This is a genomic window from Planobispora longispora (assembly GCF_016863135.1).
GTDB classification, from domain to species: Bacteria; Actinomycetota; Actinomycetes; order Streptosporangiales; family Streptosporangiaceae; genus Planobispora; species Planobispora longispora.
This window is the reverse complement of sequence record NZ_BOOH01000018.1, coordinates 1-23,023: the sequence shown is the minus strand read 5'-3', so window position 1 is coordinate 23,023 and position 23,023 is coordinate 1. Positions and strand designations below refer to the sequence as shown.

General features: G+C 72.7%; 23 protein-coding genes. 9 read left to right on the top strand and 14 right to left on the bottom strand.

Annotated features, from left to right (window positions below; genetic code table 11):
• Window positions 1-69: 69 nt before the first annotated feature.
• From Plo01_RS10770 to Plo01_RS10760, 3 genes are all read right to left on the bottom strand, one after another.
• Window positions 70-996, bottom strand: coding sequence for a pyridoxamine 5'-phosphate oxidase family protein (locus tag Plo01_RS10770; RefSeq protein WP_203890401.1), 927 nt, complete (start codon window positions 994-996; stop codon window positions 70-72).
• Between the two features lie 36 nt (window positions 997-1,032).
• Window positions 1,033-1,476, bottom strand: a complete 444-nt coding sequence (locus tag Plo01_RS10765; RefSeq protein WP_203890400.1) for a VOC family protein — start codon at window positions 1,474-1,476, stop codon at window positions 1,033-1,035.
• A 101-nt stretch (window positions 1,477-1,577) separates the two neighbouring features.
• Window positions 1,578-2,249 (bottom strand): type 1 glutamine amidotransferase domain-containing protein, encoded by a 672-nt coding sequence (locus Plo01_RS10760; RefSeq protein WP_203890399.1) that lies wholly within the window; start codon window positions 2,247-2,249, stop codon window positions 1,578-1,580.
• 143 nt (window positions 2,250-2,392) lie between these two features.
• Between Plo01_RS10760 and Plo01_RS10755 the strand changes: the two genes are divergently transcribed.
• Window positions 2,393-3,400: a LysR family transcriptional regulator gene (locus Plo01_RS10755; RefSeq protein WP_239316136.1), complete on the top strand. Its 1,008-nt coding sequence runs from the start codon at window positions 2,393-2,395 to the stop codon at window positions 3,398-3,400.
• A 142-nt stretch (window positions 3,401-3,542) separates the two neighbouring features.
• Here the strand turns inward: Plo01_RS10755 and Plo01_RS10750 are convergent, their stop codons facing one another.
• The 3 genes from Plo01_RS10750 to Plo01_RS10740 form a co-directional block, all read right to left on the bottom strand.
• Entirely contained in the window at window positions 3,543-4,118 is a 576-nt protein-coding gene (locus Plo01_RS10750; protein WP_203890397.1) for a CGNR zinc finger domain-containing protein, read from the bottom strand.
• Window positions 4,119-4,252: 134 nt separating this feature from the next.
• Window positions 4,253-4,471, bottom strand: a complete 219-nt coding sequence (locus Plo01_RS10745) for a hypothetical protein (protein WP_203890396.1) — start codon at window positions 4,469-4,471, stop codon at window positions 4,253-4,255.
• A 35-nt stretch (window positions 4,472-4,506) separates the two neighbouring features.
• A complete protein-coding gene (locus Plo01_RS10740) occupies window positions 4,507-6,426 on the bottom strand; it encodes a PspC domain-containing protein (protein ID WP_203890395.1) in 1,920 nt (639 codons plus the stop codon).
• Between the two features lie 185 nt (window positions 6,427-6,611).
• Between Plo01_RS10740 and Plo01_RS10735 the strand changes: the two genes are divergently transcribed.
• The gene (locus tag Plo01_RS10735) at window positions 6,612-7,871 is read left to right on the top strand and encodes an ATP-binding protein (RefSeq protein ID WP_239316134.1); all 1,260 of its coding nucleotides are present in this window, start codon (window positions 6,612-6,614) and stop codon (window positions 7,869-7,871) included.
• Window positions 7,872-7,968: 97 nt separating this feature from the next.
• Window positions 7,969-8,607 carry a response regulator gene (locus Plo01_RS10730; RefSeq protein ID WP_203890439.1) on the top strand — a complete coding sequence of 213 codons (639 nt, stop codon included), beginning with the start codon at window positions 7,969-7,971 and terminating at the stop codon, window positions 8,605-8,607.
• 84 nt (window positions 8,608-8,691) lie between these two features.
• Here Plo01_RS10730 and Plo01_RS10725 read toward each other — a convergent pair whose 3' ends face one another.
• The 3 genes from Plo01_RS10725 to Plo01_RS10715 all read right to left on the bottom strand — a co-directional run bounded on the left by Plo01_RS10725 (window position 8,692) and on the right by Plo01_RS10715 (window position 11,146).
• Entirely contained in the window at window positions 8,692-9,939 is a 1,248-nt protein-coding gene (locus Plo01_RS10725; protein WP_203890394.1) for an MFS transporter, read from the bottom strand.
• 104 nt (window positions 9,940-10,043) lie between these two features.
• Window positions 10,044-10,604, bottom strand: a complete 561-nt coding sequence (locus Plo01_RS10720) for a hypothetical protein (RefSeq protein ID WP_203890393.1) — start codon at window positions 10,602-10,604, stop codon at window positions 10,044-10,046.
• Entirely contained in the window at window positions 10,601-11,146 is a 546-nt protein-coding gene (locus tag Plo01_RS10715) for a PAS domain-containing protein (protein WP_203890392.1), read from the bottom strand. Before Plo01_RS10715 ends, Plo01_RS10720 begins: the two co-directional genes overlap by 4 nt.
• A 161-nt stretch (window positions 11,147-11,307) precedes the next feature.
• On the opposite strand from Plo01_RS10715, the gene Plo01_RS10710 reads away from it, so the two are divergent.
• The 3 genes from Plo01_RS10710 to Plo01_RS10700 all read left to right on the top strand — a co-directional run bounded on the left by Plo01_RS10710 (window position 11,308) and on the right by Plo01_RS10700 (window position 14,038).
• Window positions 11,308-12,774 (top strand): glutamate-cysteine ligase family protein, encoded by a 1,467-nt coding sequence (locus tag Plo01_RS10710; protein WP_203890391.1) that lies wholly within the window; start codon window positions 11,308-11,310, stop codon window positions 12,772-12,774.
• A gap of 143 nt (window positions 12,775-12,917) precedes the next feature.
• Entirely contained in the window at window positions 12,918-13,181 is a 264-nt protein-coding gene (locus tag Plo01_RS10705) for a WhiB family transcriptional regulator (protein ID WP_203890390.1), read from the top strand.
• Window positions 13,178-14,038: a CPBP family intramembrane glutamic endopeptidase gene (locus Plo01_RS10700; protein ID WP_203890389.1), complete on the top strand. Its 861-nt coding sequence runs from the start codon at window positions 13,178-13,180 to the stop codon at window positions 14,036-14,038. Before Plo01_RS10705 ends, Plo01_RS10700 begins: the two co-directional genes overlap by 4 nt.
• A gap of 11 nt (window positions 14,039-14,049) precedes the next feature.
• On the opposite strand, the gene Plo01_RS10695 is transcribed toward Plo01_RS10700, so the two are convergent.
• The gene (locus Plo01_RS10695) at window positions 14,050-14,799 is read right to left on the bottom strand and encodes an ABC transporter permease (protein WP_203890388.1); all 750 of its coding nucleotides are present in this window, start codon (window positions 14,797-14,799) and stop codon (window positions 14,050-14,052) included.
• 43 nt (window positions 14,800-14,842) lie between these two features.
• Entirely contained in the window at window positions 14,843-15,562 is a 720-nt protein-coding gene (locus tag Plo01_RS10690) for a PIG-L deacetylase family protein (RefSeq protein WP_203890387.1), read from the bottom strand.
• 122 nt (window positions 15,563-15,684) lie between these two features.
• Here Plo01_RS10690 and pcrA point away from each other — a divergent pair, with 122 nt between their 5' ends.
• Window positions 15,685-17,934, top strand: a complete 2,250-nt coding sequence (pcrA, locus tag Plo01_RS10685) for a DNA helicase PcrA (RefSeq protein WP_373871678.1) — start codon at window positions 15,685-15,687, stop codon at window positions 17,932-17,934.
• 39 nt (window positions 17,935-17,973) lie between these two features.
• On the opposite strand, the gene Plo01_RS10680 is transcribed toward pcrA, so the two are convergent.
• The 3 genes from Plo01_RS10680 to Plo01_RS10670 all read right to left on the bottom strand — a co-directional run bounded on the left by Plo01_RS10680 (window position 17,974) and on the right by Plo01_RS10670 (window position 20,999).
• Window positions 17,974-18,933, bottom strand: a complete 960-nt coding sequence (locus Plo01_RS10680; RefSeq protein ID WP_203890386.1) for an oxidoreductase — start codon at window positions 18,931-18,933, stop codon at window positions 17,974-17,976.
• 125 nt (window positions 18,934-19,058) lie between these two features.
• Entirely contained in the window at window positions 19,059-19,955 is an 897-nt protein-coding gene (locus Plo01_RS10675) for a hypothetical protein (RefSeq protein ID WP_203890385.1), read from the bottom strand.
• A 192-nt stretch (window positions 19,956-20,147) separates the two neighbouring features.
• Complete coding sequence (locus Plo01_RS10670; protein WP_203890384.1) at window positions 20,148-20,999, bottom strand: hypothetical protein; 852 nt, start codon at window positions 20,997-20,999, stop codon at window positions 20,148-20,150.
• A gap of 220 nt (window positions 21,000-21,219) precedes the next feature.
• Here Plo01_RS10670 and icmB point away from each other — a divergent pair, with 220 nt between their 5' ends.
• Both icmB and sucC read left to right on the top strand, forming a co-directional pair.
• Window positions 21,220-21,627: a coenzyme B12-dependent isobutyryl CoA mutase small subunit gene (gene icmB / locus Plo01_RS10665; protein WP_203890383.1), complete on the top strand. Its 408-nt coding sequence runs from the start codon at window positions 21,220-21,222 to the stop codon at window positions 21,625-21,627.
• Between the two features lie 209 nt (window positions 21,628-21,836).
• A complete protein-coding gene (gene sucC / locus Plo01_RS10660) occupies window positions 21,837-23,018 on the top strand; it encodes an ADP-forming succinate--CoA ligase subunit beta (protein WP_203890382.1) in 1,182 nt (393 codons plus the stop codon).
• The last annotated feature ends 5 nt before the right edge of the window (window positions 23,019-23,023 follow it).

The window sequence follows — 23,023 nt, the reverse complement described above, 5'->3', positions numbered from 1 at the left end:
CGCGATGGGATTTGAGGAGAAGTAGAGAGCCGGCTGATAAATGCGAACGTACGCCCCTGTTCACGCCGGTCAACCCCTCGCGGGGAGAAGGTCCGCCACTCCCTCCGCCGGGGGGTTGTGCCGGGAATAGTCGCCGAACGTCCAGCGGAGCGGGACCGCCCCGGCGATCTGGACGACCTCGTCCACGTCGAACTCGACCAGCCGTTCCGCCCCCGGGACGTCACCCGGATCCCAGTCCACCCGGGCCCGGCCGGTCAGGTGGAGCGCGCCGCCGTCCTCCCAGTCGAGGAAGAGCAGACCGCAACGTTCGTCCAGCTCCAGGTTGCCCAGCGTCATGTACATCGAGTTGCCCTGATAGTCGGGCCAGACCAGCCGGCGGTCGCCGGTCACCCGGACGAACCCGGGGCTGCCGCCCCGGTGCGAGACGTCGGCGCCGAGCCCGGCGGCGCTGGTGGCCACGAAGAACGTGTCCGCGCGGCCGATCCACGCCCGCTGCCCGCCGGTGAGCGCCTCGCCGGTGAGCGTCCCGGCGGCGCCGTACGCCGGGGGCGGGTCCTCGGCGATCGCTCGGGTCTGGATGTACTTGGGGCAGTTGGAGTAGACCTGCTCGGTGTGGATCACCAGGCGGTCCCCGTCCCGGCGCGCCCGGCCGTTGAGGCGCATCCGCCGCCGGGTGGCCGGTTCGATGGCGAGGGTCCCGAGGTCGTGTTCCCCCTCGGCGCCGAGCACCCCCGCCAGCGGGTCGTGCGGGCCCGGCAGCGCGTCCACCACGACGGTGCGCTCGCCGTACGGCCGGGCGAACCCGGCCGGGCCGGTCAGCGCGCTCGCCCAGACCCGGCCGGAGGCGTCGGCGGCTCCGACGACGAGCATCCGCTGCGCGCCCAGGAAGTCGCCCGCCACGGCCGGGATCTCCGGGCGGGTCCGTGCCGACCCCAGCTCTCCGGCCCGGCGCACCCCGGCCCGCCGCTGGACCGCGATCTCTCCCTCGTGTCTCATGGGTCCTCCCGTCCGAGGTCGGTCTTGGTGGCCGGTCTAGAAGAAACCGCAGGTGGGCGCCCCGGGGGTGGGGGCGAGGGCGTCGCCGGCGCCGGCGGGCGCGTAGATCTCCAGCCGGATGCCGTCCGGGTCCTCGAAGAACACGCCGCCGGAGGACGCGCCCTCGCCGTGGGGGACGATGCCGTCGTGGTGGAACGCGGCCCCGAGCTCCCGGATGACGGTCTCGGCCCGCCGGACCGTCTCGACGTCCGGGACCTGGAAGGACAGGTGGTGCAGGCCGGGCAGGCCGGTGGCGAAGCGGCCCTCGCTCTGCTGCCAGAGGGTCAGCACGAGCGTGCCGTCGAGGCCGAGGAAGGCGTAGCGGCGGCCCTCCTCGGCCGACTCGCCGACGATCTCGAAGCCGAAGACCTTCCGGTAGAAGTCCTTGGACGCGTCGAGGTCGGAGACGTTGAGGCCCACGTGGCCGGTACGGAAGGTCATCGTTTCTCCCATCACGCTTTCTAACGGCTGGATCCGTTAGTCATCTCCCGACAGACTAACGGATCCAATGATGATTTAGCGTTATAAGAGAGTGACCTGCATCACTTTTCGCTGAGAACTCTGACGATCTCCTCGGCCACCCCGGCGGCGCTCGCCGGGTTCTGACCGGTGACCAGTCGGCCGTCGCTGACGACGTGCCGCTGGAAGTCGGGGGCCGCCGTGTGCCGGGCGCCGCGCTCGGCGAGGGCGTCGGCCAGCAGGAACGGCACCGTCCCGGTGAGCCCGACGGCGCTCTCCTCGGAATTGGTGAAGGCCGCGACCTGCTTGCCCGCGACCAGGTGGGAGCCGTCGGAGAGGGTGAGGTCCACCAGGGCCGAAGGGCCGTGGCACACCGCGGCCACCACTCCGCCGTTCTCGTAGACGGAGCGGGCCAGGCGCGCCAGGTCCTCGTTCCCGGGGAAGTCCCACATGGTGCCGTGACCGCCGGCGAAGAACACCGCGTCGTAGCCGGCCGGGTCCACGTCGGCGGCGCGCGGGGTGTTCCGCAGCCGCTCGCCGTACGCCTCGGCGAACTCCCGCTGAACGGGATCCTCGGCGTCGTAGCCGTCCTGCGGAGGCTCGCCGCCCGCGACGCTGGCCAGGTCGGTCTCGAACCCGGCCCGGCGGAAGACCTTCCACGGGTGGGCGGCCTCCGAGACGTAGAACCCGGTGGTCCGGCCGGTCTCGCCGAGCCGGTCGTGGCTGGTCAGGATGGTGAGGATGCGCTTGCTCATGAACCGAGGATGACCGTTGGAACGCCATCAGAACAAATAGCCGAGCTTTGCAGCAGGCATCAGAATTTCGATGGCATGATGCATCGGAAGTGTCGGGGACGGCAGGGATGCCGAAGGCGCGGGGGGCGGCAGGAGTGTCGAGGGTGTCAGAGGTTTCCCGGGGTTCCCTGTCGCTCGACGTGCTCCGCACGTTCCTGGCCGTCTACCGCTCGGGCTCCGTCACCGGCGCCGCGCACGTCCTGCGGATGTCGCAGCCGGCGGTGAGCGCGCAGATCAAGGCCCTGGAGACGACGCTGGACCGGAGGCTGTTCGAGCGCCTCCCGCGCGGCGTCGCCCCCACCGCGGCCGCCGACGAGCTCGCCCGGCGGCTCGCCGCCCCCCTCGACATGCTGGCGGAGGCGGTCGGTACGGACCTCGACCCGGACGCCTCGGCCCGCGCGGTGCACCTGGGCGGTCCCGCCGAGCTGATGTCCACCCGCGTCGTGCGCGTCCTCGCCCCGCTGGTCGCCGGGGGCCTGCGGATCCGCGTCGAGCTGGGCCTGGCCGACGACCTGCTCGACCGGCTGGCCGCCGGGACGCTGGACCTCGTCGTCTCCTCGGTGCGTCCCCGCCGCCGGGGCGTGCACGCCACGCCCCTGCTGGACGAGGAGTTCGTCCTGGTGGCCTCGCCCGGCTGGGCCGCCCGCGTGGGACCCGCCGGGAACACGGCGGATCCGGGCCCGGCGGGTCCGGGGATGACGGTCTCCGGTGCGACGGCCGGTGGGCGGGGTCCGGAGGCGGCCCGGCTGGCCGGTGTGCCGATGGTCGCCTACGCCGAGGACCTTCCGGTCATCCGGCGCTACTGGCGGACGGTGTTCGGGACCCGGCCGGTCATGTCCGCCGCCCTCGTCATGCCGGACCTGCGCGGGGCCGCCGCCGCCGTCGTGGCGGGCGCCGGGATGTCGGTGCTGCCCCGCTACCTGTGCGAGGAGGAGCTGGCCGCGGGCAGGCTCGTCCCGCTCGCCGAGCCCGAACTGCCGCCGATCAACACGCTGTTCCTCGCCGTCAGGGACGGGGCGCTGACCCGGCGGGCGGTCGCGGCCGTCCACGACCGCCTGCTCCGCTGGGGCCGGGACACCCTCGCCGCCCCTGCGCGGGACGGCGACGACTGACGCTCCGACTCCCGGCGCGGGACGGCGACGGTTGACGCCCCGGCCTCCCCGGCCGGGCGGGAGCGGCCGATGTCGCGGCGGTCGGTGGCGTCGGCGCGCGGGCGGGAGCGCCCGGTGCGGCCGGCGCCGCGGTGGCGGACGGTCAGCGGGCCTTGTGCTGGCGGTAGTGCCGGGCGGCGCGAGCGCGGTTCCCGCAGCCCACCGAGCACCACTCCTGGCGGGCGTGCTCCTTGACGAAATACAGCACGCAGCGCGGGGCCGGGCAGGTCCGCAGCTGCTCACGCTCCGGTCCGGCCAGCAGGGCGATCGCCGCGGAGGCGAGGGCGGCGCGCATCCGGGACGACTCGTCGGCCTCGCTCACCGGGACGTTCCGCGCCGCCGGGGACTCCCCGGCGGGCCACTCCAGCCGGGGCGCCAGCGGCACGGCCCGGGCCGCGGCGTTGACCAGGTCGAGCGACTCGGCGAAATCCGGCAGGCGATGGGCGTCCGCGGCGCTGGCCGGGCCGGGTGCCACGGCCTTGGCGAACAGGGACCGTACGGCCTGCCGCAACTCGACCACCTCGCGCCGCAGCTCCTCCGTGGCGGTGAAGCCGGAGCCGAGCCCCAGCTCCGCGGCGTGCTCGCGGCCCCAGCGGGTCATCCCCTCGACGTCGGCGAGCACGTCCACCGGCCCGCTGCGTGCCGCGCGGACGGTGCTGACGAACTCCAGGGCCATCATCCCCCGATTCTAACGCCCGCAACCGTGAGAGGTGCTCTCCGTCACGGCGCGTCCCGCCTGGCGGCGGATTCCCCGCCCCGCGGCGGATCATCCGTCCGACGGCGGGCTCCCGCTGGGCGCCGGATCACGCCCGCCTAGCGGCGGATCGCCCGGATGACGATGGCGACGAACCCGGCGCCGGCCAGACCGCCCACCACCAGCGGGAGCATGACGAGCGGGCCCAGCTCCGGCGCGGCGATGAAGAGGACGCCGGCGGTGATGAAGAGCGCCCCGCTGAGCAGGGCCATCCAGTCCGTGCGGTGCCACCGGCTCCGTACGGGCACGTCCGCCGGGGAGCGGTTGTCAGGTCGCATGCCGTACCTCCACGGTGGTCCGGAAGCGGGTGTGGTCACGCCGCACGCCGCACCTCCACGTCTCCGACCCCCGCCTTGACGGTCAGCACGATGGTCGCCACCGTGCCGTCCGGGGTCACCTCGGGCTCCAGCACCCTCTCATGCCGGATGTCCGCGCCGCCCTGCACCATGTGATCGATCTTGACGTCGCCGAACTTGGCGTGCCCGCTGACCTCGGCCCTGACGGTCGGCGGGAGGATCACGGTGATCTCGCCGACCGACACCGACGCCTCGATGACGGTCCGCGATCCCGGGGGGAACGTCAGGTCGCCGAGATCCAGCGTGCCCTCGCCGATGCCCACCGTGTACTCCTCGGCGACCTGCCCCACTGCCTGGGGGGCCCAGTCGTAGGTGCCGAACCTCTTCGGCACGTCGCTCAGCGCCGACCCCGCGACCATGGTGAGCGCGATGACGGTGCCCGCGGCCACCAGGGCGGCGCCTCGGCCGAACCAGGCCGCGACCAGCAGCCCGCCGCCGATGGTGACGAGCGCCGCGCCGCCGACGACCGTCATGTTCACCGATCCCGAAGCGGACTGGATCGCCATGATGATTCCTCCAACGATCATGGCCAGGAGCAGGGTGATCGCCCCCACGAACGACCTGGGTTGTCTCGGCCGGCGCGGCGCCTCGGTCCTCGGGCCGTACCCGGCCAGATCGAAGGGGGCCGCCGGTCCGCGGCGGGGGTCCAGCGGCCGGTAGGGGCCGTGCGGGGCGAAAGGCTCGCCGGAGGAGTCGAAGGACGCCCGGGGCCTGGCGTAGGGATCTTGCGCGGCGTAGGGGCCGTGCGGCGCGTAGGGGCCTCGCGCGGCGTAGGGACTCTGGGCGGGGTGGGGGATCGGCCGGTACGGGGCCGCCGGAGGCGGCGGGGTCACCGGTGGCCGCGGCGGGAGAGGAGCCTCCACGGTCCTCTCCGGCGTCTCCGGCGTCTCTGACGTCTCCGGCCCGGCGGCGGGGGCCGCCCCCGCCTCGGATCCCGGTGCGGTCTCCGTGACGGGAGCCGTCTCCGTGACAGGGATCGTCTCCTCGGCGGGAGCCGTCTCGGCTGCCAGGGGCGTTTCCACGGCGGGGGCCGGCTCCGCGCCGGATCCCGGCTCCGCGGTCATGCGGGCCCGCGCCGCGACGATCCGGGCGTGCGCCGCGGAGATCGCCTCCGCGACGACGTGCGACCGCTCCCGGGGGTCCGCTCCGGCCGCGGGCGGCTGGGCGTGCGGGTAGGGGTCCGCGGGGGGCTCGGCATGCGGGTACGGGCTCGCGGTCGGCCGTTCCGCCCCCGGGTACGGGCTCGCGGTCGGCCGTTCCGCCCCCGGGTACGGCCCCGCGGGCGGCGGGGCGCTCACGTGCGGGCCGGAGAAGCCCGCCGGGGCCGGCGGGGGGAACGCGCCGGGCTGACGCTCCGGCCGTCCGGCGCTCCGCTGACCGGTGCGACGGCTGCTCCGGACTCGCTCGGGCATCGTCCTGGCCAGGGCCAGCAGGTCCACGCCGCGCGCGTGGGCGGCGAGCAGGGAGACGGCGAACGTGGTGCCCACCACGACGCTGGCGGTGCCGATGCCGCCGGAGCTCACATTGAGGACCAGGCCGAAGGCGAAGACGGCGGTCAGCAGGGCCATGACGGTCTCGCCGTCGAAGTCGCGGCGGGTCCACTGCTCGACGTGCCCCGGTCCGCCGCTCGTCTCACGCATCAGCAGGAACGCCGCGACGTAGAGCATGATGCCGACGCCCGAGGCGATCACCAGCATCGCGAAGCCGACCCGGAACAGCACCGGGTCGACCCCGGCGTAGCGGCCCAGGCCCGCGCAGACACCGGTGAGCATGCGCCCCTCGTCGCCGCGGCGGAGCCTGCGCGCCTCGCCGGCGGTGGCGAGGGGGGAGTCGGGGGAGGCGCTCGCCGCGTTCTGGGCGTTCCCGGTGTCGGTCATGCTCTCATCGTGGCCCCTGCCCGTACTCCGGCGCATCCGGGACACCCCTGAGCGGTCCCCGAGGGCGGGTCGCTCCCTCAGGGTCGGACCCGGCCTCTCAGGGGCGGGCCAGGGGAACTCCCGATGCGTCGGCCGCCGCCGCCGTGTGACGATGAAACCGTTGCGACTCATCCGGTTAGGACGAAATGGCTGATCGACAGATGCCGCGCGGGTCCGTCGGGGAGAAGCCCTCTCCCGACGCGGCGCCCGCGGCCCTCGTGGACCCCGTGGCCTCCGCGGAGCTCGGCTTCCCCCGGCTGATCAGGCCGGTGGAGGGGCGGCTGGTGGCGGGGGTGGCGCAGGGCGCCGCCGCCCAGCTCCGGCTCGACCCGGTCGTGCTGCGGCTGGCCTTCGTGCTGCTCACCGTGCTGGACGGAGTCGGCGGCGTGGTCTACGCGGCGTTGTGGATGTTCACGCCGCGCGCGCCGCACGAGGGCAGGGAACCCGCCCGTGACTGGAGCCAGGTGGCCGCCTACGCCGCGATCGGCCTGGCGCTGATGGCCCTGAGCTGGCTCACCGGCGCCTCGACCGGCGGGTTCGGCGCGTGGCCGATCGCGGTCGGCGGGATCGGCTCGCTGATCCTGTGGCAGCAGGCCGATCCGGACCGGCGGCAGCGCTGGATGGACTCGACCGTCGGGCAGGCCCGCAAGAACCGGGTCCGCACGCTGGCGGGCCTGGTGCTCGTGGTCATCGGCGCGATCGGCTTCCTCGCCGTGAACGACGAGCTGGGCAAGGCCCGTCCCGGCGTCGTGTTCACGCTCGTGGTCGTGGGCGGCGTCGCGCTCATCGCGGCCCCCTGGCTGGCGGGCCTGTGGAAGGAGCTCCAGCGGGAGCGCCGCGAGCGCATCCGGCAGGAGGAGCGGGCGGAGTTCGCCGCGCACGTGCACGACTCCGTGCTGCACACGCTGACGCTGATCCAGCGCAACGCGCACGACTCCCGCGAGGTGATGCGGCTCGCCCGGTCCCAGGAGCGCGAGCTGCGCAACTGGCTCTACCAGCCCAAGCAGGACGCCGATGCCTCGGTGGCCGCCGCCGTGCGGCGGGTCGCCGCCGAGGAGGAGGACGCCCACGGCGTGCCGATCGAGGTCGTCTGCGTGGGAGACTGCCCGCTGACGCCCGAACTGTCCGCGGTGATGCACGCCGCCCGGCAGGCGATGGTCAACGCCGCGAAATACTCTGAATCATCGGTCATCTCCGTCTACGCCGAAGTGGAAGCGAAGGAGGTCACCATCTTCATCCGGGACCGGGGCGTCGGCTTCGACATGAGCGAGGTTCCCGAGGACCGGATGGGCATCCGTCAGTCGATCATCGGCAGGATGGAGCGGAACGGCGGGAGCGCCCGCGTGCGCACCGAGCCCGGCGAGGGTACGGAAGTGATGCTCACCATGAAGCTGGAGAGTTCGTGAACCGCTCCCGCCGCCGGACCCGGCGCGGTGCGGGCAGGACGCGCGTCCCGGGCGGCGGGGTCGTGCGTGAAGTGAACGAGGAGTGGTGAGGAAGCACATGGGCGTCATCAAGGTTCTGATCGTCGACGACCACCGGCTGTTCCGTTCGGGGGTCCGCGCCGAGCTGGGCGACTCCATCGAGGTGATCGGCGAGGCCGAGGACGTGGAGTCGGCGGTGAGGGCGATCGCCGAGCTCCAGCCCGACGTGGTCCTGCTCGACGTGCACATGCCCGGCGGGGGCGGCCAGGAGGTGCTCCGCCGCGTCCTGGGCTCCGGCTCGCAGGTCCGTTTCCTCGCGCTCTCGGTCTCCGACGCCGCCGAGGACGTCATCGGCGTGATCCGCGGCGGCGCCCGGGGCTACGTCACCAAGACGATCAGCGGCCGGGAGCTCACCGACGCGATCCGCCGGGTGGCCGAGGGGGACGCGGTCTTCTCCCCGAGGCTGGCCGGGTTCGTGCTGGACGCCTTCGCCTCCACCGAGGCCCCGCCGATCGACCCCGAGCTCGACTCCCTGACCCAGCGCGAGCGCGAGGTCCTGCGCCTGATCGCCCGGGGCTACGCCTACAAGGAGATCGCCAAGGAGCTGTTCATCTCGGTCAAGACGGTGGAGACCCACGTCTCGTCCGTGCTGCGCAAGCTCCAGCTCTCCAACCGCCACGAGCTCTCCCGCTGGGCCACCGCCCGTCGGCTGGTGTAGCGCCCCTCCCGGGGGTCTCCGCCCCGCCCTGCCGCGCCGGGAGGGCGGCGCCGACGGCCGCCGAGCCTCCGGGAAAGGCGGTGACTACCCGGGTGGCAGCTCCGATACCTCCCGTACGCCCCGCAGCGGGGAGAAGATCAGCAACAAGGGGGCCAGGGCGAGACCGAGGCCGATGACCAGCAAGGTGGCGCGCACGCCGATCAGCGCGCCGAGGCCGCCGCCGAGCAGGCCGCCGACCGGTAACGCTCCCATCACCAGGAAGCGCACGGTGGCGTTGACCCGGCCGAGGATCGCCGGCGGAACGACCGCCTGCCGGTAGCTGAGCTGCGTGATGCTGTAGACCAGCTGGCCACCGCCGCTGACGGTGATGCCGAGCACGAACAGCGCGATGCGCCAGTCGGCGTAGGTGAACGGGATCAGCAGATTGAACGGGCTGGTCAGGGCGGCCGAAAGCCAGATGATCCGGGCCGAGCCCACCCACCGGGCGAGCCTGGTCGCCAGTGCCGCGGCGGTGAGCGCCGCAGCCGACCCGGCCGAGAAGATCATGCCGACCGCGCCGGCCGACAGGCCCACGGCGTCGACGAGGAACACGACGGTGAGCGCGCTCGCCGCGGTGAACAACAGGTTGGACACCGCGCCGGTGGCGGCGACGCGACGCAGCACCGGGTCGGCCCGGACGAACGCGATCCCTTCCCGGGCCTCCCGGAGCATGCCGCGGCGCTCGGGTGGTGCGGGCGCCTGCTCCCCGGTGCGGACCCGCCACAGACAACCGGCGCTGAGCAGGAAGCTGGCCGCGTCGGCCAGCAGCGCGTTCGCCGCGCCGACCAGCTGCACCAGCCAGCCGCCGAGGCCCGGGCCGATGATCTGCCCGCAGGCGCGGACCGTCTCCACCGTCGCGTTGCCCTGGATGAGGTCCTCACTTCGGACGATCGAGGGCAGGTACGTCTGATAGCCGATCTCGAAGACCACCCGCATCAAGCTCATCACCGCGGCGGCCGCGATGAGCACGGCGAAGGTGAGCCGACCGGCGGTGGCGACGGCGACGACCGCCCCCAGGGTCAGGGCCCGCACGATGTCCGTGCCGATCAGAACCGGCCGTCGCCGTCGGCGGTCCAGCCAGACACCGGCGGGCAGCCCGATGAGGAGGAAGGCCCCGTTCTGGACGGCCACCAGGATGCCCAGCTGCATCGGCGTCGCGTTCAGCAGCAGTACCGCGGTGAGCGGGAAGGCGATGGCGGTGACCTCGGTGCCGAGCTGGGTGACGGTCTGTCCTGCGGTGAGGAGCCGGAAGTCCCGGCTGCACCACACCGATGTCCGCCGCGGCTGCTGCACCGGCCCCTCCTGCCCCGCCGGGCCGGTCCGCAATCGGGGAAGCAGGGCGATTCCGGCGTGCCCGGTGGCATGCCGGTTGCGTGCTTCCCCGCGTGACGCTTCGGTCAGTTCCCCCGCATGACGGTGAGGAAGTGGGAGACCTCGGCGCGCAGGCGCTCGGCCATGTCCGCCAGCCCCCTCGCATCGCGCCCGGCCCGGCCGCCGTCGCCGCCGTCGACGGCGGTGGCGATCCCGCGGGCGAGGTCGTCCATGTCGCAGACGGTGCGGCTGATGGTCTCGATGGTGCTGGTCCCCTCTCCCGCGGCGGACTGCACCGCGGCGACCTGCTCGGCAACGGTCATGACCGTCGACTCCAGCTCGTCGGCGAGCCGGAGCCGGGCCCGCTCGGCCTCGGCGGCCCGGTCCGCGGTCCCGGCCATGGCGGTGCGGGCCCGGTTGATGGCCGTGGCGCTGGTGCGGAAGGAGCCCGGCACGCCCTCCAGCAGGAACTGCCGGTGGAAGCGGCCCTCGCTGGCCGCCTGCAGGGACGCCGCGGCCTCCCTGACGAATGCGTCCATCCGGTCGATCATGCGGTTGAGCTCGTGCCGCAGCTCGGCCAGCGCCTCGCGGGTCACCGCGGCGGACGCGGTCCTGGCCGCACGCCTGTCATCCGGCCGCAGGCTCATCGCGCCGCCTCCTGCCCGGCCAGGGACCACACGAATTCCTCGTACGACATTCCGTGCTCCTTCAGCGTGCCCTCCAGCAGCGCGGTCGAGGCCTCCACCGCGTCGGCGGGGCGGGAGCGGCGCCGCTCCTCGGCCGTCAGCGAGGCGTAGAGGGGCCGGATCCGGCGCAGGGCGGCCTCACCCGGCACCCGGCGGTTGGAGTGGTAGCCGACGATCTGCCCGCCGGGGCCCGCGCTCGGGGTGACGTGCGCGAGGACCCAGTAGTGCGCGCCGTCGGCCGCGAGGTTCACCACGTACGCGAAGATCTCCCGGCCCCGCCGGATCTCCTGCCACAGCAGCGCGAAGACGCAGCGCGGCATGTCCGGGTGGCGGATCAGACTGTGCGGCTGTCCCAGGACCTCCTCCTCGGAGTAGGCCGACACCCGGAGGAAGACGTCGTTCGCGTAGGTGATGTGCCCTTTGAGGTCCGTCTTGGTGACGATGATCTCGTCGGGGGCGAAAGTACGCTCCACCCCGGTCGGACGGATGGCGCTTGCTCGCATGTCGGCCGTTCCTGGTCGACGGGGCCGGTCACGGTGCCCATCGACCGGCCCGGCGGTGATCTGAACGTTGCGCCGCGAGACACGCGCCACTCGTGGAGATGACGTTCATGTCTCCGGGACGGTTCTGTACGGCGCGCACATCCTGTGCGACCGTGCGAGACATGGGTCGCGATGTGCCTGCCATGGTGTTCAGCCGGGAGGACCGGCGGCGGTACCGGGACAAGATCCGCCAATGTCTCGACGTCCTGGCGCAGATGTTGCGTGATTCCCGGTTCGACTTCGAGAGCCCGAGGGCCGGGCTGGAGATCGAGCTCAACCTGGTGGACGAGCGCGGCGAGCCCGCCATGAAGAACGCCGAGGTGCTGGCGGCCATCGCCGAGCCCGACTGGGCCACCGAGCTGGGCCAGTTCAACGTCGAGATCAACGTCGTGCCGGAGTCCCTGGAGGGGGACGGCGTCGCGCGGCTGGAGAAGGGCGTGCGGGACCGGCTCAACCGCGCCGAGGAGCGGGCGCGCACGGTCGGCGGGCACACCCTGCTGATCGGCGCCCTGCCGACGCTGCGGGAGAGCGACCTCAACGAGGGCACGCTCTCGGCCAACCCGCGCTACCACCTCCTCAACGAGCAGATCTTCGCCGCTCTGGGCGAGGACCTGCGCCTGTTCATCGAGGGGGACGAGGTCCTCGACACCTACGCCGACAGCATCGCCCCCGCCACCTGCACCAGCACCCAGCTCCACCTCCAGGTCAGCCCCGAGGCGTTCGCCGCGCACTGGAACGCGGCGCAGGCCGTCGCGGGCGTGCAGGTGGCGATCGCGGCCAACTCGCCGTTCATGTTCGGCAGGCGGCTGTGGCACGAGACGAGGATCCCGCTGTTCGAGCAGGCCGTGGACACCCGTACCGCCGAGCTGAAGGCCCAGGGCGTACGGCCGAGGGTGTGGTTCGGCGAGCAGTGGATCACCTCGGTGTTCGACCTGTTCGAGGAGAACGTCCGCTACTTCTCCACGCTGCTGCCCCTGTGCGAGGACACCGACCCGAAGGCGGAACTCGCCGAGGGCATGGCCCCGCGGCTCGACGAGCTGACCCTGCACAACGGGACGATCTACCGGTGGAACCGGCCGGTCTACGCGGTCGTGGACGGGGTCCCGCACCTGCGCGTGGAGAACCGGGTGCTGCCCGCGGGGCCGACGGTCGCGGACATCGCCGCCAACGCCGCCTTCTACTACGGCCTCATGCGCGTGCTGCCGCACGCCGAGCGCCCGGTGTGGACGCGCATGAGCTTCGGAACGGCCGAGGACAACCTGACCGTCGCCGCCCGCCGCGGGATGGACGCCCGGCTCTACTGGCCGGGTCTCGGCGAGGTGCCCGCCGCCGAGCTGGTCCTGCGCCACCTGCTCCCGCTGGCCTACGAGGGGCTGGACCTGTGGGGGGTGGACCCCGGGCCGAGGGACCGGCTGCTCGGGATCGTCGAGCGGAGGTGCACGACCGGCACGACCGGGGCGGACTGGCAGATCAGGGCGGTGGACGCGCTGGAGAAGCTCGGCCGGTACGAGGCGCTGCGCCGCATGACCCTGGCCTACATGGAGCGCATGCACGCCAACGAGCCCGTCCACACCTGGTCCCTGCCCTGATCGGAGCGGGGACGGGGGACCGGCGCGGGGACGGGCGCGCCGCGTACGCCGCCGCGGTGACACGGGAATCCGCCGGAAGGCTGATGCCGCAGGTCGTCGCGGAGCCTAGTCTGAGGGCCGGTGATCAAGCAGGGGGTGACGTCATGCGGAGGACGATCCGCGAGATCGGCTGGGCCGTGCGGGGGGCCTGCCGGGGGAGCGATCCCGAGCTGTTCTTCCCGCTCTCGCCGTCGGCGGAGCAGGAGGCGCGGGCCAAGGCGGTCTGCGCGGGGTGCCCGGTGCTGGACGAGTGCCGGGCCTACGCGGTACGGGCGGGCGAGCCGGAGGGGATCTGGGGCGGCCTCACCGTGCAGGAACGGCGCGGCCTGCGTTTTCCAGCGGGATGGCGGCAGCGGGTGGCGGGATGACGGGCACGGCAGGCGGGGCGACGCGTGAGACGACGGGCGCGACGCTCGCCGGCGCGGTGGTCGTGTTCGCGGCGGCCAACGTGCTCAACAACCGGGTCGCGCGGCGGCTGGCCCCGCTGACCTCGGCCGTGGCCACCGGAACCCTGGTCGCCATGGCCCGCAGGTCCGGGCTCTCGTGGTCCGACATGGGCTTCCGGGACGGCGCGCGCGGCGCGCGGATCGGCGGCGCGCTCGCCGCGGTCGTGGCCGGCGCCTACACCGTCGGCATCACGATCCCCGCCACCCGCCGGTTCTTCCGTGACGAGCGCGCCCTGTCTCTGTCGCGCGCCCAGGTGCTGGAGCAGATCCTGCTCCAGGTGCCGGTCGGCACGGTCCTGCTGGAGGAGGTGGGCTTCCGCGGGGTGCTGCACGGCCTGCTCGCCCGCTCCTACGGGACGCCCGCGGCGACCGCCGTCTCCTCGGCCCTGTTCGGCCTCTGGCACGTGCTCCCCGCGATCGACATGGCCGCCGCCAACCCCGCCCTGGGCGCCCTCGCCGCGGAGGCGGACCCCGTGAAACCCCGCGAACCCCGTGAGCCCCGCGAGGCGGTCCCCGCGGATCCCGTGACTCCCGCGGACTCCCCGGAGCTCATGGCGTCAGCGGGTGCTTCCGGGGCGAACGTCGTCCGGGTGGTGGCCGGATCGGTGATCTCCACCGGGCTCGCCGGGGTGCTCTTCTCCGAGCTGAACCGCCGGGGCGGTCTGGCGGCGCCCGCGATCCTGCACACCGCCACCAACTCCCTCGGCTACGTGTTCGCCCGCCTCGCCGGGCGGGGAGGGGAGCCGGGAGGGGACGTGTCGCCGGACCGCGCTCCGTAGGCGGTTCCGGCTCACCCGCGGCGGTCCGCCTCCGTCAGACGGCCGCGTGCCACCAGCTCGACCGTGAACAGGACGGCCGCCGCCTCGGCGGCCAGCAGCGCGACCAGCACGACGAGCTGCACCACCCCCGCCTGCAGCGGGGTGGCCCCGCCCAGGAGCATGCCCACGAACGCCCCCGGCAGGGTGACGAGCCCCACGGTCCTCGTCTGGTCCAGCGCGGGCACCAGCGCGTGGGCCGCCGCCGGGCGGCAGATCTCCAGGGCGGCGTCCCGGTCGGAGAACCCCAGCGCGAGCGCCGCCTCGACCTCGCCGCGCCGCTGGGTCAGCTCGTCCAGCGCCCGCCGGCCCGCGAGCGCCGTGGCCGTCAGGCAGCCCCCGAGCAGGATGCCCGCGATCGGGATCACCGCGATGCCCTCCAGCGGGACGGTCCCGGTGCCGACCAGGAGCAGGAGGACCGGCAGGGTGCCTGCCCCGATGGGCGCGGCGGCCCACCAGGCGGCCCGGCCCGCGGCGATCCTGCGTCCCGCCGTCAGGCTCGCCACGCCGTACATGACCAGGACGAACGCCGCCACCGCGAGCGGGCGCTCGACGGCCCACACGATGACCAACGAGACCGCGCCGAGCTGGACGGCGGCGCGCAGGCAGGCGGTGAGGACGGCCCGCGCGTGCCCCAGGCGGCCGAGGAAGGCGACGGCGGCCCCCGCGAGGGCGATGAGGGTGACGACGGCGGCGGTGACGGGAGAGACGGCGATGGTGCTCACGGTGAGAGCATGTCCTACCGGCGCGGGGCCGCCGGGCGGCGGGTCAGGCGGTGGGGACCCGCTTGTACGCCTCGGCGTAGCGGCCGTCGCCGAACCCGGCCCGCTGCGCCATGAGCCCGAAGCGGGACCGCACGAAGTCCTCGAAGCCCTCGATGTGGGAGATCTGGCTCGCGTGCGCGAGCAGGGCGGCGATCTTGCGATTGAAGGTGTCGGTGACGTCCACGAAGTGGTCCGGCGTCTCGTGCCCGTTCAGCCAGACCTCGGGGACGGTCCACGCCTCCAGGCCCTCCTCCGTCAGCAGCTCCGGGAAGGCGTAGGGGTTGCGGGCGTCGGGGTAGACGGCGTCGAGCGCGGCGCCGCCGACCGCGCGGTGGTCGGGGTGGCTGGGCGCGATGAAGGAGTAGTTCCGCTCGGGGGTGTGGGTGATGACCAGGTCGGGGCGGACCTGGCGGATCACGCGGGCGATGTCCCGCCGCAGGCCCAGGGTCTGCTCCACGATCCCGTCCTGGTAGCCGAGGAAGCGCAGCTCGTGCACGCCCACGATCTCCGCGGCGGCCGTCTGCTCGGCGCGCCTGAGCCCGGCCATCCCGCCGTTGTCCAGCTCGCGGTCGAAGCCGCCGGCGTCGCCGTCCGTGACGACGCAGTAGACGACCTTCACGCCGTGGTCGGTGAAGCGCGCGATGGTCCCCGCCGCGGCGAAGTCGACGTCATCCGGGTGCGCCGCCACCACGAGCACCCGCTCGATCTCGTTCTCGGACAACATGCGGGGTCCTCCTGAGCTTTCTGGCCTGATCAATCGTCACAACCGATGGAAAGTCCGTCCACATTCCTTCCCCGGCCCGGACCCGGTTGTCGGTGAGCCGCCTTAACCTAGGGGGCGTGTCGATCCCATCCGCTTCTCTGACCCACCCGTTGCTCGACGGGCTCAACCCTCAGCAGCGCGAGGCCGTCGTCCATCACGGCAGCCCCCTGCTCATCGTGGCGGGAGCGGGGTCGGGCAAGACGAGGGTGCTGACCCACCGCATCGCCTACCTGCTGGCGGAGCGGGACACCCGGCCGCAGGAGATCCTGGCGATCACCTTCACCAACAAGGCCGCCAAGGAGATGCGGGAGCGGGTCGACCGGCTCATCGGCCCGCGCTCGGCGTCGATGTGGGTGATGACCTTCCACAGCGCGTGCGTGCGGATCCTGCGCCGCGAGGCGTCCCGGCTGGGCTTCCCCTCCGGCTTCTCCATCTACGACCAGGCCGATTCCCAGCGCCTGATGGCGATGGTCTGCCGGGAGATGGACCTCGACCCCAAGCGTTACCCGCCGCGCTCCTTCTCGGCGCAGGTCAGCAACTTCAAGAACGAGCTGATCGACTACGAGACGGCCGCCGACCGGGCGTCCACCCACATGGAGCGCACGCTCGCCGAGGCGTACAGGAACTACCAGCAGCGCCTGACCGAGGCCGGCGCGATGGACTTCGACGACCTCATCATGCTCACGGTCACGCTGCTGCAGATCTTCCCCGACGTGGCCGAGCACTACCGCCGCCGCTGGCGGCACGTCCTCGTCGACGAGTACCAGGACACCAACCACGCCCAGTACACCCTGATCCGCGAGCTCGTCGGCACCCCCGAGCTGCGCACCGCCGACGGCGACCTGGTCAGGGAGGGCTCGGCCGGGATCGCCCCGGCGGAGCTGTGCGTGGTGGGCGACGCCGACCAGTCGATCTACGCCTTCCGCGGCGCGACGATCCGCAACATCCTGGAGTTCGAGCGCGACTACCCCAACGCCAGGACGATCCTGCTGGAGCAGAACTACCGCTCCACCCAGACGATCCTGACGGCCGCCAACGCGGTGATCTCCCGCAACGAGAACCGCAAGCCCAAGAACCTCTGGTCCGACCAGGGCGCCGGTTCGAAGATCGTGGGCTACGTCGCCGACGACGAGCACGACGAGGCCATGTTCGTCGCGCAGGAGGTCGACCGGCTCGCCGACGAGGAGGGCGTCACCCCCGGCCAGGTGGCCGTCTTCTACCGGACCAACGCCGCCTCGCGCGTCTTCGAGGAGACCTTCATCCGCACCGGCCTGCCGTACAAGGTCGTGGGCGGCGTGCGCTTCTACGAGCGCAAGGAGGTCCGCGACCTGCTGGCCTACCTGCGGGTGCTGGCCAACCCGGGCGACGTGGTCTCGCTGCGCCGGATCCTCAACGTGCCCAAGCGCGGAATCGGCGACCGGGCCGAGGCGATGATGGAGGCGTTCGCGGCCCGCGAGCGCGTCCCCTTCGTCGAGGCGCTGCGCCGGGCGGACGAGGCTCCGGGCATGGCCACCCGCTCGGTCAACGCGATCAAGGAGTTCGTCGCGCTCCTGGACGACCTGGTCGCCAAGGCCGGCGACACGCCCCCGTCGATCCTGGCCCAGGAGGTGCTCGTGCGCACCGGATACCGGGCCGAGCTGGAGAACTCCGAGGACCCGCAGGACGAGGGCCGCCTGGAGAACCTGGACGAGCTGATCTCGGTGGCCTCGGAGTTCGAGGAGGCCAGCCCGGAGGGCACGCTCGTGGAGTTCCTGGAGCAGGTCTCGCTGGTGGCCGACGCCGACCAGATCCCGGAGGCCGACGGCGGGCAGGGCGTCGTCACGCTGATGACCCTGCACACGGCCAAGGGGCTGGAGTTCCCGGTGGTGTTCCTCACCGCCATGGAGGACGGGGTCTTCCCCCACATGCGCTCCATGGGCGAGCCGAAGGAGCTGGAGGAGGAGCGCCGGCTGGCCTACGTCGGCATCACCCGGGCCGAGCGGCGGCTCTACCTGTCGCGGGCGGCGGTCCGCAGCTCGTGGGGGGCGCCGTCGTTCAACCCCGCCTCCCGGTTCGTCGCGGAGATCCCCTCCGAGCTGGTCGACTGGCGCAGCGACCCGCGCAAGAACGCCTGGACCGCCGCGACCGCCCGCCGCGACCCCTCCCGCACGGCCCCCGCCAAGCGGGCCGGCGGCCGCCAGATCCCCAGCCTGAAGCCGGGGGACCGCGTCACCCACGACCAGTACGGCCTGGGCACGGTCGTCTCGGTGGACGGCGACAAGGCGAAGATCGACTTCGGGAGCGGCGGGGCGAAGACCCTGGTGCTGGCCTACGCCCCCCTGGAGAAGCTGTGAACGGCGCGGCTCCCGGGCGCGGACCGGCCGGGGCCCCCGCTAGGCGGTTTCCGGCAGGCCGTAGCGCACGCCGGTGAGCTCCTCGGAGAGCTCCCACAGCCGGCGGGCGTCGGCGGGGTCGGTCGCCGCCCTGATCGGCCGCACGACCTTCGGGTGGCCCCGGTTCTCCATCCAGCCGTCCGGGCCGATGTACTGGCCGCCGCGGGCGTCGGGGGAGGTCGCCGCGTAGAGCTGGCAGAGCGCGCCGACGTCCGCGTGCTGGGCGTAGAGCCGGTTGCCCAGGCGCATGATCGACTTCGTCAGCCGCCCGGCCGGACCGGTGGTCTGCAGGTTGGTGTCGGAGTAACCGGGGTGCGCCAGCAGGCTGCGCACCGGTGATCCGGCGGCCTTCAACCGGCGGTCCAGCTCCAGCCCGAAGAGGATGTTGGCGAACTTCGACTGCGAGTAGAAGGCGACGGGCGAGTAGGAGCGCTCCCCGGTCAGGTCGTCGTAGTGGATCTTCCCGCGCTTGTGCATGGTCGAGCTGACCGTGACCACCCGGGGGTCCCGGCCGGCCGCGATCACGTCGAGCAGCAGGCCGGTGAGCGCGAAGTGGCCCAGGTGGTTGGCGGCGAACTGGCTCTCGTGCCCCTGGGGGCTCAGCGACCGGGGCGGCATCATGACGCCGGCGTTGTTGATCAGCACGTCGACGCCCGCCCCGTCGGCGCGGAGCGCCTCGGCGAACGTCCTGACGGAGTCGAGGTCGGCGAGGTCCACCCGACGCAGCTCGAGGCTGACGGGGCGGCCGGCGCTCGCCTCGATCTCCTTGATCGCCTGCTGTCCCTTCGCCTCGTTGCGCACCGCCATGATCACGTGTGCGCCGCGCCGGGCCAGCTCGCGCGCCGTCGAATAGCCGAGGCCGCTGTTGGCCCCGGTCACGATGAACGTCCTGCCGGTCTGGTCGGGAATGCGGTCTGCGGTCCACCGCCGCGCGTTCCCGGCCGGTGTCGTCGTGTCCATGGACGAATGATGTTCTGTGCCGCCCCGGGTGTCGAGGCTCCGGCCGCCGCGGTGCTCGACGCGCCACCGGAGGGAGCGGCCCCCGCCGCCGGAGGCGATCCGGCGGCGGGGAGGACCGGCGGACGTCAGTTCTCGGTCGTCATGAGACGGGCGAAGGGGTCCTCGTTGCCGCCCTCGAAGTCGAGCTCGCCGACCTCGGCCACCTGGTCGGCGGGCGGGGCCTCGATGGCGGACTTCACGCCCCAGCCGGAGTAGCGGCTGTCGTTGAGGTAGGTGAGGTCGATGCTGGTCAGGCCGCGCAGGGACTGCGTCCAGGACGACACGGCGCGCCGTACGAGCCGGTCGGAGCCGATGTAGAGCTGCCACTTCACCGGGAGTACGGCCGACGTGGCCGAAGGCTTGGCGCCCAGCAGCGCGCGGACCGTGGGGGAGACCTTGTACAGCTCGCCCAGGGTGATCGTTCCCGAGTGGACGACGGTCCGGGCGCCGTCCCACGTCCCGCCGGGACGCTTGGCCGCGGTGCGCGCGAGCACCGCCTTCAGCGTGGCGGGTTCGAGGGGGTTGACCAGCTGCTGGGCCGGGTTGCCCGGGGAGGCCAGGCCGGCGCGGGCGCGCACCCACTTCTTGCCCTCGGGCATGGCGTCGCCGTAGAACTTGCCGTCGGTGTAGGAGAAGCCCTTCACCGTGATCACCCGGGTGGGGGAGAACAGGTCCTTGAACTCCTCGGCGAGCTCCTTGTCGCCGCTGGGAAGGCTGAAGGTGCTGGTCAGATCCGAGGCGACCACGCCCTTGCGGCCGAACTCCAGCACCCCGGCGCGGCGGCTGAGGATCACCCGTTCGGTCTTCCCCTCGCCGATGAGCTTGCCCTGCTCATCGAGCTTCACCCCGCGGTGGGCGGTGAACTGGCTCTTCAGCGCGGACACCGGGTCGTCCGGTGCGGTCCGAGCGCTCGCCGGGGCCGCGGCCACCAGCGCGGGAACGATCAGCGCCGCCGCCGCGGCGCCGGTCAGAGTGGCGATCATCCGCCTCATCGGGGAAGCCCTCCTACGGGTTCGCTGCTCCGCGCCGTCGCGGAGAAGTGAGGAGATTCTTCCGTAGTTCTTGATATTTCAGGGCTGATTGCTCTTGGTGTCTTCTTGCGATCGCTGTCTTCATCTGCCGGCGTCATCGCCCGGCCGGGGCGGCGGCGGCCGGCCGGGCGGGCGGATCGCGGGTCAGCCGACCGGGAGCGTGGGGGGCGGGGAGAAGTCGCCGCCGACCCGGCCCGCGTCGGCGGTGTCCTCCGGCGGCGGGGGCGAGAGGGTGACGGCCGATCCCCAGGAGGTGTAGCGGGTGTGCACGACCGTGACCGTGGGCGTCTTGCCGGCGGGCTGCTTCCAGGTGGTCGACAGGCGGCGGACCAGGTTCGAGCGGTCCAGCCAGAGCCGGAAGCCGACGGCGATCCGGGCGCTCTTCCCCTTGGGCGGCCCGGCCAGCCGGTCGCGGAACGAGGGGGAGACCTTGTAGAGGGTGCGCAGCGACACGGCGCCCTGGAGATAGGTGCCGGAGGAGAGCTTGCGCTTCACCGCGGCGCGGGAGAGCAGGGTGCCGAGGGTGGCCGGCTCGAAGATGTTCACGATCTGCGGGAACGCCTCGGTCTGCTTGATGTTCTCCGGCCCGATCAGGCCGAGCCAGCGCTTGCCCTCCGGCAGCCACGTCTCGTAGCCGGGTCCGGACAGGTACGCCTCGTTGGGGAAGCAGATCACCCGGGTCGAGCCGAGGCGCTGACCGGTGAGCCCCTCGAACTCCTTGATCGCCCCGCGCCCCGCCTCCGTGCGCCCCGTGGTGTCGGTGGCGTACACGCCGGAGGCGTCGAACTCGACCTTGCCCCTGCGCCAGATGGTGACGACCGCCTTGCCGTCCTTGTAGACCCGGCCGACATCCGAGATGCGCAGTCCCACGTGCTCGGCGAAGTGCTGCTTCAGCTTCGTCACGGGGGACGGCGGCGCCTGCACCGCCTGCGCCGTCCCCGCCGGCAGCACCGAGCCGACCAGCACCGCCGCGACCAGAGTGGCCCACCGTCTCATCGGGATCTCCCTCATCACCGGTCAAGATCAGTCAACCTAGGCCACGGGCGCGTGCGGCACTACGCCGCGGGCCAACAAGTCCGTGCCCCGCTTTGCGCGTGCGTGAGCCGTACGGCGTGCGGGGAGAGCGCGGCGGCCGCTGGCGCTCCGGGGGGTCCGGCCGGTTACGCTTCGGGCAGCCGCCACTTCGCGAGTGGAGCGCAGACGAGGAGGTCTGTACGTGGACGCCGTGTCGAGGATCCGTGTCGTCATCGCCAAGCCCGGACTGGACGGGCACGACCGGGGTGTGAAAATCGTGGCGAGGGCGCTGCGGGACGCCGGGATGGAGGTCGTCTACACCGGCCTGCACCAGACGCCCGAGCAGGTGGTGCGCACCGCGATCCAGGAGGACGCCGCCGCGATCGGGCTGTCCATCCTGTCGGGGGCTCACATGACGCTCTTCGCCAAGGTGATCGAGTTGCTGAAGGAGCAGGACGCGGAGGACATCGTGGTGTTCGGCGGCGGGATCATCCCCGAGGCCGACCTCCCGGAGCTGGAGGCGATGGGCGTCGCCCGGATCTTCACGCCCGGGGCGACCACGCAGGAGATCGTCGACTGGGTGCGCAGCGCCGTTCCGGCGCGGGTATGACGCCGGGCGCCGGGTGCCGTTAGCCGAATCCGGAACCGGACGCAAGGCCCGGGGCGAGGCCGCGCCACGCGACCTGGGCCCCGGTGACCATCCCGGGTCCCGAGGGGGACTAGGCTTCAGTGGCGCAAAAATCGCCGAGCTCCCTCTCGGACAGCGGAGCCGGCCCGCCGACATCTGTACACCAGCCGGACAAGCAAGGACGGACCCTCGTGGACCTGTTCGAACATCAGGCGAAGGAGCTCTTCGCGGAGTACGGCATCCCGGTGCCGCGCGGCATTGTCGCGCACACCGTGGAGGAGGCACGAGCGGCAGCCGAGGAGCTGACCGGCCGTGTCGTCGTCAAGGCCCAGGTCAAGACCGGTGGCCGCGGCAAGGCGGGCGGCGTGAAGGTCGCCGACGACGCCGCCGACGCCGAGCGCAAGGCCACCGACATCCTCGGGATGGACATCAAGGGCCACACGGTCCACAAGGTCCTGATCGAGGAGGCGAGCAACATCGCGGAGGAGTACTACTTCTCCTTCCTGCTCGACCGAGCCAACCGCACCTTCCTCGCCATCTGCTCCGCCGCGGGCGGCATGGACATCGAAGAGGTCGCGCACAGCACCCCGGAGAAGGTCGCGAAGGTCCCGATCTCCCCGATCACCGGTGTCGACCGCGCCAGGGCCCGCGAGATCGCGGTGGCCGGCGGCCTGCCGGAGCGGTCGATCGAGGGCGCCGCCGAGCTGATCGAGAAGCTCTGGGCCGCCTTCGTCGACGAGGACGCCACCCTGGTCGAGGTCAACCCGATGATCCTGTCCGCCGACGGCCAGGTGAAGGCCCTCGACGGCAAGGTCACCCTGGACGACAACGCCTCCTTCCGCCAGACCGAGCACGAGGCCTACGCCGACAAGGCCGCCGAGGACCCGCTGGAGGCCGCGGCCAAGGCCAAGGACCTCAACTACGTCAAGCTCGACGGCAACGTCGGCATCATCGGCAACGGCGCGGGCCTGGTCATGTCGACCCTGGACGTCGTCGCCTACGCGGGCGAGGCGTTCCCCGGCCAGCCCAAGCCCGCCAACTTCCTGGACATCGGCGGCGGCGCCTCGGCCGAGGTGATGGCGGCCGGCCTGGAGATCATCCTGTCGGACCCGTCGGTGAAGTCGATCTTCGTCAACGTCTTCGGCGGCATCACCGCCTGCGACGCGGTCGCCAACGGCATCGTCTCGGCCTTCCAGCTCCTGGAGCGCCGCGGCGAGGCGATCACCCGCCCCCTCGTCGTCCGGCTGGACGGCAACAACGCCCTCGTCGGGCGGCAGATCCTGGCCGACGCCAAGCTCCCCGGCGTCGAGCTGGTCGACACGATGGACGACGCGGCCAAGCGTGCCGCCGAGCTCGCTGCGGTAGGTGCGTAATGGCT

Coding starts and splice junctions, on each gene's coding strand:
- Plo01_RS10770 (WP_203890401.1), bottom strand. CDS start 996: ATGAGACACGAGGGAGAGATCGCGGTCCAGCGGCGGGCCGGGGTGCGC.
- Plo01_RS10765 (WP_203890400.1), bottom strand. CDS start 1,476: ATGACCTTCCGTACCGGCCACGTGGGCCTCAACGTCTCCGACCTCGAC.
- Plo01_RS10760 (WP_203890399.1), bottom strand. CDS start 2,249: ATGAGCAAGCGCATCCTCACCATCCTGACCAGCCACGACCGGCTCGGC.
- Plo01_RS10750 (WP_203890397.1), bottom strand. CDS start 4,118: ATGATGGCCCTGGAGTTCGTCAGCACCGTCCGCGCGGCACGCAGCGGG.
- Plo01_RS10745 (WP_203890396.1), bottom strand. CDS start 4,471: ATGCGACCTGACAACCGCTCCCCGGCGGACGTGCCCGTACGGAGCCGG.
- Plo01_RS10740 (WP_203890395.1), bottom strand. CDS start 6,426: ATGACCGACACCGGGAACGCCCAGAACGCGGCGAGCGCCTCCCCCGAC.
- Plo01_RS10735 (WP_239316134.1), top strand. CDS start 6,612: ATGGCTGATCGACAGATGCCGCGCGGGTCCGTCGGGGAGAAGCCCTCT.
- Plo01_RS10730 (WP_203890439.1), top strand. CDS start 7,969: ATGGGCGTCATCAAGGTTCTGATCGTCGACGACCACCGGCTGTTCCGT.
- Plo01_RS10720 (WP_203890393.1), bottom strand. CDS start 10,604: ATGAGCCTGCGGCCGGATGACAGGCGTGCGGCCAGGACCGCGTCCGCC.
- Plo01_RS10715 (WP_203890392.1), bottom strand. CDS start 11,146: ATGCGAGCAAGCGCCATCCGTCCGACCGGGGTGGAGCGTACTTTCGCC.
- Plo01_RS10710 (WP_203890391.1), top strand. CDS start 11,308: ATGGGTCGCGATGTGCCTGCCATGGTGTTCAGCCGGGAGGACCGGCGG.
- Plo01_RS10705 (WP_203890390.1), top strand. CDS start 12,918: ATGCGGAGGACGATCCGCGAGATCGGCTGGGCCGTGCGGGGGGCCTGC.
- Plo01_RS10700 (WP_203890389.1), top strand. CDS start 13,178: ATGACGGGCACGGCAGGCGGGGCGACGCGTGAGACGACGGGCGCGACG.
- Plo01_RS10690 (WP_203890387.1), bottom strand. CDS start 15,562: ATGTTGTCCGAGAACGAGATCGAGCGGGTGCTCGTGGTGGCGGCGCAC.
- Plo01_RS10680 (WP_203890386.1), bottom strand. CDS start 18,933: ATGGACACGACGACACCGGCCGGGAACGCGCGGCGGTGGACCGCAGAC.
- Plo01_RS10675 (WP_203890385.1), bottom strand. CDS start 19,955: ATGATCGCCACTCTGACCGGCGCCGCGGCGGCGGCGCTGATCGTTCCC.
- Plo01_RS10670 (WP_203890384.1), bottom strand. CDS start 20,999: ATGAGACGGTGGGCCACTCTGGTCGCGGCGGTGCTGGTCGGCTCGGTG.